This window comes from Frankia sp. CcI49, assembly GCF_001983215.1.
Classification (GTDB): Bacteria; Actinomycetota; Actinomycetes; order Frankiales; family Frankiaceae; genus Parafrankia; species Parafrankia irregularis.
In genome coordinates this window covers 1-2,970 of sequence record NZ_MOWP01000073.1, presented here as the reverse complement: position 1 = coordinate 2,970, position 2,970 = coordinate 1, and the positions used below count along the sequence as shown (strand labels likewise).

Annotated in this window: 2 protein-coding genes and 1 pseudogene; all 3 read right to left on the bottom strand. The window is 58.4% G+C overall.

Translation table 11 applies throughout. The features are described 5' to 3' along the window. Positions 1 to 107: 107 nt before the first annotated feature. The 3 genes and pseudogenes from CcI49_RS41865 to CcI49_RS39405 all read right to left on the bottom strand — a co-directional run bounded on the left by CcI49_RS41865 (position 108) and on the right by CcI49_RS39405 (position 2,880). The gene (locus CcI49_RS41865; RefSeq protein ID WP_131831309.1) at positions 108 to 1,832 is read right to left on the bottom strand and encodes a hypothetical protein; all 1,725 of its coding nucleotides are present in this window, start codon (positions 1,830 to 1,832) and stop codon (positions 108 to 110) included. Positions 1,833 to 2,172: 340 nt separating this feature from the next. Next, positions 2,173 to 2,351: pseudogene (locus CcI49_RS44655) on the bottom strand (IS630 family transposase); the annotation flags it as partial. Positions 2,352 to 2,460: 109 nt separating this feature from the next. Further along, positions 2,461 to 2,880, bottom strand: a complete 420-nt coding sequence (locus CcI49_RS39405; protein WP_076825610.1) for a DndE family protein — start codon at positions 2,878 to 2,880, stop codon at positions 2,461 to 2,463. Positions 2,881 to 2,970: the final 90 nt, after the last annotated feature.

Below are 2,970 nucleotides of genomic sequence, written 5' to 3'. Positions count from 1 at the left end.
CTCACCCGGAACGTTCTGCAACGACAAGCTGCGTAGGGTTGCTTCATCCCATTCTTGCTGCCACACGTTGCTGGCAGCCGATACGTAGCTGCGGAGAGCGTGAGCGCTCATACAGCCTTGAAGTTTCGATACCGTGAAACTGCGGGCAGTCGCTGCGGGTCTGACCGGTAGTCAGTCCAAATCTTTGCCCACGTGTCTTGGACTGCTTTCTGATCTTTCTTTACACCATCCATGTGCCACGAGCGAGCGAAGTATCCTCTATTGACTCCAGACAGCCAGTCGCTGAACGTCCGGTCCACGTCGTCAACCGAGTTGAGTGCTTCACTGTAAGTGCATAGCCATTGAAAGTAATCAGCCGACAGAATCGTTAGGCTAATTTTATTGAAAAGATTGCTCCTCCTTGTATCTCCCCACCCATTCTCGGCGTCAGGGTCGGGATCACCGAAATAATCCTTCGTGAGTGAAAAAAACCTGATAAAGACGGCACGCCACGGGCCGTCGGGTGCCTTCCATGCCTCAAATTTTCTTTTACCCTCGTAGGTCGCCACGAGAGCAGAATCTGGGAGAAAGAAACGCTTCCATTTATCTGCATGGTCAACGCGTGAGCCATAAATGCGGCCTCCGCGTAGTTCCCGAAATATGGAGCTCAGGCCGCGTAGTACATTCCATTGGAGATACTCAGGCCTGTCACCAGCCATACCGGTTTGCACAACGCCCCGGAATGGACTATCGTCGGCGCGGGCGAGGTAGGCTATTGCGCGACTGTCGTCGAGGGGAATAGCGGCAGCCCGTAGACGCTCGGCGACGGGTTCAAGCTCCTTGGTTGAGAGACTTGTAGAGACAATAGTCCCCAAGAGAGCCTTACCCATCGGGGTGGCCTTCTGATTAACCACAACAAACTGGAAAACATGCTCGCTTGGCGAAGCATCGAGAAGCAGCGAGACGGGTAGGCGACGGGCATGCCGGTCAATAGCGGCACGGTCAGCTGCCGCTCCATCCATTCCCTCATCGATAGCGGAGAAGATGTCCTCTTGACCGGAAGTATTCGCTACCCTCTTGGCGACTTCGACTGCGCCGCGCAGGCGATGTTGCCCATCGACAAGGACAAGAGGTCTGAGATAAGAGAGCATTGCTGTTTTTGTGAAGCCCAGAATCTCGGGCATCCGAGACCCTTCGGTCAAGCGCCGAAGGACCTCGATCCTKGCTTTAAGCTCTCGATGAAAGTCAACAATTTGCGTTTCCTCCRCTAGCAAGAGCGAACCCAATTCGCCATTGTCGTCGGAGCCGGGAATATCTTCCTCGTCCTCATCGGCCGAGTTGCTATCATCAAGCGAGTCGAGAAATCCGCCAACGATTGACTGGTCGGGAAGCTGCCTGAGTAGATTGTTTACGTAATCGTTGTCTGCGGATTTGCCTTGGAGCTCAGGTATGCGATTTTCAAGTTTAAGCACGACTCGCTCCATCAACTCGGCGAGGCCAAGGCCGTCAAGAACCTCCTCTCTGATTTCCAGATCGCCAAAACTGGAGTCTTCTGCAATTGGCTTGAAGGTAACCGAATGCTCGTCTTGCAATGCACAGAGTAGTGGGTTCTGTACTACGTTTCTGTCGTCATCAAAAAACTGAGTAAGCTCGCGGAGGCGCGCTTGGTTAAACTCGCGCTGGAATCCTACGGTCTCCGGAGATTCGCTGTCGCCGCTATCGACGCGGCGTCGCTGGGGAATGCCTACCCACTGCTCTATCTGAGTTGCTGGCGCGTCAAAAAGGAGCAGTGATTTACTGTTTTTCGTCTGTTGCGTCCTGTACGCAGCGTAGCGATAGGTACGTACAGTCACACTCGTCTCCAGATGGGCAGCGTCTGACTATGACCACACCACACTAGCGAAGTGCTGGCCGTGGTCGTTACGGTCTTACGAGGTTAGAACACGGTGAAGGTTGGTTGGTCCCGAGGAGGGATGCGCGAGGTGGTCGCGTCGCGGACCGCTCGGGGTCCTAGCTGGGGGTCTCACGCACGACGTGTCGGGCGAGCTCATCGCTGGGAGTCACGTCCTGCCCATGCTCCTCGAGATGGAGCCGTGCGAGAACACGAGGAGCCACTACAGCTCGCCCGGGTGCATGGCAATCAGCGCCATGCGATCTCGATGGCGCCTTCCATCGCGGGTTGCAAGGCCGGAAGCGCACCGTGTCCTCGTCTGCCTCGACTAGGCGCGCGATCGCCGGCGCACCGCTCGCCGACCCCATGATCAGAGCTCTGCGGACTCGGATCGAGCCGTGTCTCCCACAGCGCACGATCGCTTGGAGCTGTTGGTTTCCTCGTCGGTCAGCTTCCGCGCCCGCTGTCCTATCGGGTTCACTCGCCCGGATCGGCATCAGCTACCGATCCCGACGCTGCATCCGAAACCGCCCGATCCCTAGCAGCCCACCCGGCGTGTCCTCACAGCCCGGGAACGTTCGTGGTCAGTGCTAGAGAGCGTCGTCGGCAGCCTCCCCGAGGGCCAGTTTCGCGAGACTGGTGGAGTCCTTGATCTCGCGGTCGCCGGCCAGGTAGAGAAGGCCGCGGGCTATGTGGCGGTGGAGTTCGTCGGTCGCGGTCTGCTGGTCCCAGGGGAGGTTGTCCTCGCGGAGGCGTGCGACGAGGAGGAGCCAGGGCAGTTCGCCGAGTTGGCCGGAGACGAGGCGCCAGGCGATGTCGACTGGCTTCTCGGTCCATTCGGGCAGTGATGGCGGCCGAGAAGGTTCCGCCAGGGAGCGGCATAGCGCCCAGCGAAGTAGGACGTTGCGGTGACGGACGCCGGTGCGGCGGACAAGCGTCATGATCGCGTCTCGGATGTCTGCGCCGAAGCGGACCGCGTCGGGTGGTTCGAGGCGCGCTAGCTGGGTCATGCGTAGATCGCTTCCGATTCGGACTGTGCGCTCTGAGTCGCCGCCGACTTGTTCTTCTTCATCGCCGGACTGCTTGCCGGTAGAGGCAGT

Coding starts and splice junctions, on each gene's coding strand:
- CcI49_RS39405 (WP_076825610.1), bottom strand. CDS start 2,880: ATGACCCAGCTAGCGCGCCTCGAACCACCCGACGCGGTCCGCTTCGGC.